The sequence below is a fragment of the uncultured Porphyromonas sp. genome, from assembly GCF_900541275.1.
Classification (GTDB): Bacteria; Bacteroidota; Bacteroidia; order Bacteroidales; family Porphyromonadaceae; genus Porphyromonas_A.
Window position 1 is genome coordinate 22,379 of the sequence record NZ_UQJH01000019.1, and the last position, 6,000, is coordinate 28,378.

The following is a 6,000-nucleotide window of genomic DNA, read 5'->3' on the forward strand; positions in this document are numbered from 1 at the left end:
AAATAACCCCGTTTTTAGAAATACGACCCCGCCGGGCTGTCGCACCGGTTGACCGAGAAATGCCCCACCCTGGGGCGCGGGCTTTTTTACTCTAAGGAGAGCGAGATAAAGAAAAAAGGAGGCCGTATCTCTCACGAGACACGACCTCCGGACTCCTTTTATCTTACAGTATGAATGGATCTATGCCTATTCTTCTGCTTTCCTTTTACTTACTTACGATTGTATGTGTGTTTCTCAAAGTCATACTTAGTCCAGCCGAAGAGGGCGCTGTCGCAGCCCTTGAGGCTCTTGTCCTCGGTGGCAATCACCTCACTCTCTGCGCCGGTCTTGATGAGCTTGCCGAAGACAGGGGTTGCGAGCTGATTGTTGTAGGTGATGGTGAGGCTGCCGTTGCCCTTCTTGTCGGTGGTGTTGATGAAGTTCTCAGCCTGACCCTGACCCTTGACGAGGGCGTTGAGGATCTTGGCGGTGGCACCACGACGGATCTTGAAGACGTCGTTGACATACTTCCCCTTGTCCTTAGAGGGAGCCTGAGCCAGCTCGATGGTGACGTTCTCCATCACGAAATTGGACTGGTGGCTGTCGCCGGGGTAGTTACCATCGTGGTTACCATCCACCTCGCAGCCGCGGGGGTCCTTCTCGGTGCTGACGTGACCATCTCTCCAGATGCCGTAGGCATTGGTGAGCTTACCACACCAGCCCTGGGTGACGTCAAACATATCGTCATCCATATCGACAGCAAGGAAGTTCTCCACAGAGACTGATCCACCGAAGAGCTCTACGCCATCATCTGCACCTGCGTAGGCAAAGACATTGGCGATCTTGGTACCGCTGCCGACTCCATCGAGGGTGAGGGAGTTGTGCTCCACGTTGTCATTATCCTGCGCACCACAGTACTCGAGGACGAGGTACTCGATGGAGCCGGAGTTGTCCTCAGGCTGGTCACCTCCGTAGGGGTACTCCGGATTGATCTCAGTATTGGCACTCTTCTGACCGGAGGTAAGTGGAGCGTACCCATTGATGATCAGGCCGCCCCAGGAGCCGGCGCGCTTCTCGACACCGGTCATGATGACGGGCTTCTCAGCGGTACCCTTGACCATGATCTTGGCCCCCTGCTCCACGAGGAGATACTTATCAAATCCCTGACCAGCGGTGATCACCGTACCTGCGGGGATGGTGAGGGTGGCACCCTTCTTCACGAAGAGAGGGCCATCCAGCATATAGGCGACAGAGGCATCGAGGGTCATGTCCTTGGCGATGTTGCCCTTGAGGCTCTCAAACTTGACGTCCGGGAACTTGTATCCCGTCCATGCGAAGAGAGCGGGGTCGCAGCCGGTGAGGCTCTTGTCCTCGGTGGCGTTCACCTCTTCCTTCTTCTCCTGCTTGATCAGCTTACCCATGAGAGGCGTGGTGAGCTGGTTGTTGTAGGTGATGGTGAGAGTACCATTGCCGAGCTTGTCGGTGGTGTTGATGAAGTTCTCAGCCTGACCCTGACCCTTCACGAGGGCATTAATGATCTTAGCGGTGGCGCCACGACGGATCTTGAAGATGTCGTTGGCAAACTGCCCCTTGTCCTGAGAGGGCTTCTGGGCGAGGAGGATGGTGATATTCTCGATCGTGAAGTTGGACTGATGGCTATCGCCGGCGTAGTTGCCGTCGTGGTTACCGTCCACCTCACAGCCGCGAGGATCCTTCTCGGTGCTGACGTGACCCTCCTCCCAGACGCCATAGGCATTGGTGAGCTTACCACACCAGCCCTGAGTGACGTCAAACATATCGTCATCCATATTGACAGCGAGGAAGTTGTCGATACTGACAGCACCGCCGAAGAACTCTACGCCATCATCCGCACCCATGTAGGCGAAGATATTGGAGATCTTGGTACCGCTACCGACACCATTGAGGGTGAGAGAGTTGTGCTCCACAGCGTCGTTACTCTGAGCACCGCAGTACTCCAGCTTGAGATATGTGATGGAGCCGGAGTTGTCTGCGGGGTTATCACCACCATAGGGGTACTCGGGGTTGATCTCCGTCTTGGCGCTCTTCTGGCTGGAGGTGAGGGGAGCGTAGCCATTGATGACCAGTCCGCCCCAGGCCCCGGGCTTCTTGTCCTTAGCGGTGAGGGTGACGGGACTCTGTGCCGTACCCTGGATATTGATCTTGGCACCCTGCTCTACGAGGATGTACTTATCAAATCCTGTCTCCGACGTGATGACCGTACCGGCCGGGATGGTGAGGGTGGCGCCCTTCTTGACGAAGAGAGCTCCGTCGAGGGTGTAAGCGACCTTAGCGTCGAGGGTGCGATCGGCGGAGATATTCCCCTTGAGGGAGGCCTGCTCCTTCTTCTCCTCGGGCTTCTTATTGTCATCCTCCTTGCAGGAGGTGGCAAGGCTGAGCGTAGCGATCCCCATCATGAGGAGGGCGATGCTTCTGGTTAGTGCTTTCATTGTCTTTTCCTATTTGAAAATGAGTGATTATTTATTTCTTAGAATTTATAGCCCACGCTGAGGCTAAAGCTGACCCCCTTGCGGTACTCCGAGATGACCTGCGGGGCATCTGGCTCGTGAGGAGCAGTCAGCTCAGGGTGGGCATTGTAGTACTCCGTGTAGGTCTTTTGCAGTACCTCTCCCGGCACCTCGACCTTGCGAATGGGGCTATTGAGGAGGTTATTCACCTTCATCTTGATGGAGAAGTGCTTGCCGAGGTTGGCCTCCCCGACGAGGTTAAGCTTGGCGATGCCTTTCTCGATGATGCCGTTCTCATTCTGCCCCACAGTGCCGTAGGTGTAGAGGCGGTCACTGAAGTAGTCAAAGAGGATCGTCCCCGTGTAGCTGTTGCGCGCATTGGAATAGCTGTAGGTGAGGTCGGCATTGGCGAGCCAGGGAGACGCGCCCTCGAGCTCGGTCCGATCGCTCTTGATCACGCCGAAGGGCTCCAGGTCGAGCATCATATCGGAGTAGAGGTAGGAGCCGCGGAGGCCCATGCTGAGCTTGTGTCGCCGCTCTGTGGCGATGCTGTAGGTATTGAGGAGGTCCTTCCTCAGCTCCAGCTCCACGCCTGCCACCTCAGCCTTGTCAGCCGGATTGGCGTACTGGAGGATGCCGGCGGTACCAGCGAGGAAGACCCGGGAGAGCGGGTCCTTGATGTGCTTGTAGAAGGCAGTGACCGTGAAAAGCTCGCTCGGGGAGAAGTACCAGTCGTACTTCAGGTCGACGTTGTAGAGCTCCGAGAAGCGCACCTTGGACCAACCGCAGCTGGTGAAGTCGATATTGACGTACTTGTAGGTGGAGACCTCCTTGAAGCGTGGCATAGAGTAGCTCTTGGAGGCGCTCAGGCGGAGGGTGTGCTGGTCATTGATGTCGTAGCGGATGTTGAAGCTCGGGAGGACGAAGGGCTTCATGCTGTACTTGTCGGGGTCGGTGCCGGCGTAGACGGTGGAGGTGGGGGTGTCGGAGTTGATCCCCGTGGAGACACGCTGGCGGAGGAGGTCCACCCGCAGTCCACCCTGCAGGGTGAGGGCATCGGTCAGCTTCCAGACCGCATCCAGGTAGCCGACATGTGTCTGCTTGAGCGCCTGATACCACTCGTCGTTATTGAGCATGATATTGGAGAAGGGTGTCTCGTGGGCATCCCTATTTCGCAGGGTCTCCGCATTGTAGATCCGGTCCCAGTCCAGCTCCTTGTACCCCTTGGCATCCAACCCCTCAGAAACCGTGGTAAGGAGGTTGTAGGCAATGGAATTGAACTTATGGTCGATAAACCGACCCTTGTAGCCAAGGGTGAGGAACGACTCGGGGGCAAACTTCCACTCCACAGAGGCCTTGACATTGTAGTCGTTCTCTCTCAGGTGGGAGAAGAAGCGGTCGTTGCTGATCGACCAGTCCGGGATCCAGCCCTTATCAGTCAAGACCATGTAGAGGCGCCGACGGTCCGGCTCGTACGCCTGCAGGATATTCGCTGCAGCTCCGACATTGAGGGTCAGCGCATCCGTGAGTTGCCAGTCGGTGTCGAGCTGATTGATGAGGAGGCGGTTGTCGTTATTCTGCTGGCGGGTAAGGCTGATGTGATTGAGCTCCATCGGCACAGATCCCTCGGGGAGCAGGTCGCCATCCGGCTGACGCGTCGTAGAGCCATCCTGATTGTGCTCAGAGTGCTGACCGACGAGGGTAGTGACAAATTGCTTGGAGGAGTGGATGAAGAGCCCGGTGTAGCGGATGGTATGCTTGTCGAGGATCCGCATCGAGGCGTCTCCGAGGAGGAGCTGGCGGACATCGGTGTCGTACATCGGTCCCTCCTGATTGGTGTACCAGAGACCGGTGGTCCCGCCATTGAAGACGGTGGAGAAGCTGCGACTGATACGATTGGAGTAGGAGTAGCCCACCTCGTGCCGGCCCACGAGCAGGAGGTCGAGGACTACGCTGTCGAGGTCGAGCCGCTTGCCGAGGGAGAGGTTGAGGTTGTGATCCACGGGGGCCTGCACCCTGACCGGTTGGAGCTTATTGACGAAGGGATAGTCCGTACCACTCTGTATCTCGGATCCGTAGCCGGGGAAGAGGCTACGGTCCGGCTGGGTCCGATTGGCGAAGCCAAAGTAGTCCACCCCATCCTGACGGAGGAAAGTGTCGCGACCGAGGAGTGTCGCATTGCCCCCCACGCCGGCTCCGATGGAGAGGAGGTGGTCGCCCTGCAGCTGCTTGGACTTGATGTCTATCGCTGCACCGCCCACGTCACCGCCACGGGTGGAGCTGAAGGCCTTACTGACACCGATATTCTGGATCATATCGGTATCGAAGATGTCGAGCGAGATATTCTTGTACTCAGGGTCATCCGAGGGGATGGGGAAGCCATTGAGGTAGGTGCTATTGTACCGGTCGGCGAGTCCGCGGACAAAGACATTCTTCACCCCCTCCTGCTTGGAGATGCCGGAGACCTGCTGCACGGCGGCCTCGGCATTGGAGATCCCCTTGCGATCCAGCTCCATGGCGCCGATCGCCTCGATCGCAATGAGGGCGCGCTTCTGCTCGAGGAGGAGCATATTCTCCGACTCGCGATTGGCCTTAGCTGTCACCACCACCTCGTCGAGCAATTCATCATCGGGACGGAGGGTGAAGTCGAGCGTGGCGCGCTGCCCCGGTTCGATCACGGCATTGGGGATCCGCTCAGTCTTGTAGGAGACGTAGGAGATCACCACGGTGTAGACCCCCTTGGGGATGCCGTTGATGGTAAATTTTCCGTCCATATCGGTGATCCCGCCGAGAGAGGTACCCTCGAGACGGACCGTGGCACCGATGAGTGGCTCCTTGGTAGCCCCATCGGTGATGATGCCATGGAGTGTGCCACTGGCGACGTCGCCATCCGGCTCTGCCACCATAGTGAGCGGACGATTGCTTCCGAGTGATGGGATCGCTGTCGCAACAGCTGTGCTGCAACTCATGATCGCCAGGAGTGTAATACGGTAAGCCTTCATTACTGTAAGAGCATTTCTTCTTGTTTATTTTTCACCGCAAAGGTCATAAAGGGATATTACCAAGCGATTAATCTCCTGTGACAAAGTGGATAAGTGTATGTTGAGATCCCATTACAAGTCTGTGTCGATGACGTTACAAATCAGGCGAAATCCTAATACCGAGGCCAGGGGTGACGCATTTGAGTAGTACAGAAATCAATCAACTGATTGTAGAGAGTGTGAAGCGAAGCACCCCTTGCGGGTGCCCGGTCCATAGCCACGTGGTCGAGGGGCGTAGCCCCGAAGACCCGTGGATCAGCCGGTACAAACGATAACGACCCCGCAAGGGTGTCGCACAGGTCGACAAATAAGTGCGACACCCTTGCGGGGTCGTACATCATTCCCAAGCTCTTCTTTCCCGGAGTCTTCGGGGCTGCGCCCCTCGACATCCGGGCTATTTATGCTAACCACCAAACTTTTTGGGTAGAAATTTTATGCAGTCTGATATTGTTGAGCTACTTTGAGGTGGTGATCGGGATCATATAAGGTGTCGT

2 protein-coding genes are annotated in these 6,000 nt (G+C 56.7%); both read right to left on the reverse strand.

The window, feature by feature from the left end:
- Nucleotides 1–209 precede the first annotated feature (209 nt).
- Nucleotides 210–2,447, reverse strand: a complete 2,238-nt coding sequence (locus QZR17_RS07015; protein WP_297129406.1) for a hypothetical protein — start codon at nucleotides 2,445–2,447, stop codon at nucleotides 210–212.
- Nucleotides 2,448–2,485: 38 nt separating this feature from the next.
- Nucleotides 2,486–5,467: a TonB-dependent receptor gene (locus QZR17_RS07020; RefSeq protein WP_297129408.1), complete on the reverse strand. Its 2,982-nt coding sequence runs from the start codon at nucleotides 5,465–5,467 to the stop codon at nucleotides 2,486–2,488.
- Between the last annotated feature and the right edge of the window lie 533 nt (nucleotides 5,468–6,000).

What these genes read in the sequence shown, in the direction of transcription:
- QZR17_RS07015 (WP_297129406.1), bottom strand. Translation starts at nt 2,447, where the DNA reads ATGAAAGCACTAACCAGAAGCATCGCCCTCCTCATGATGGGGATCGCT.
- QZR17_RS07020 (WP_297129408.1), bottom strand. Translation starts at nt 5,467, where the DNA reads ATGAAGGCTTACCGTATTACACTCCTGGCGATCATGAGTTGCAGCACA.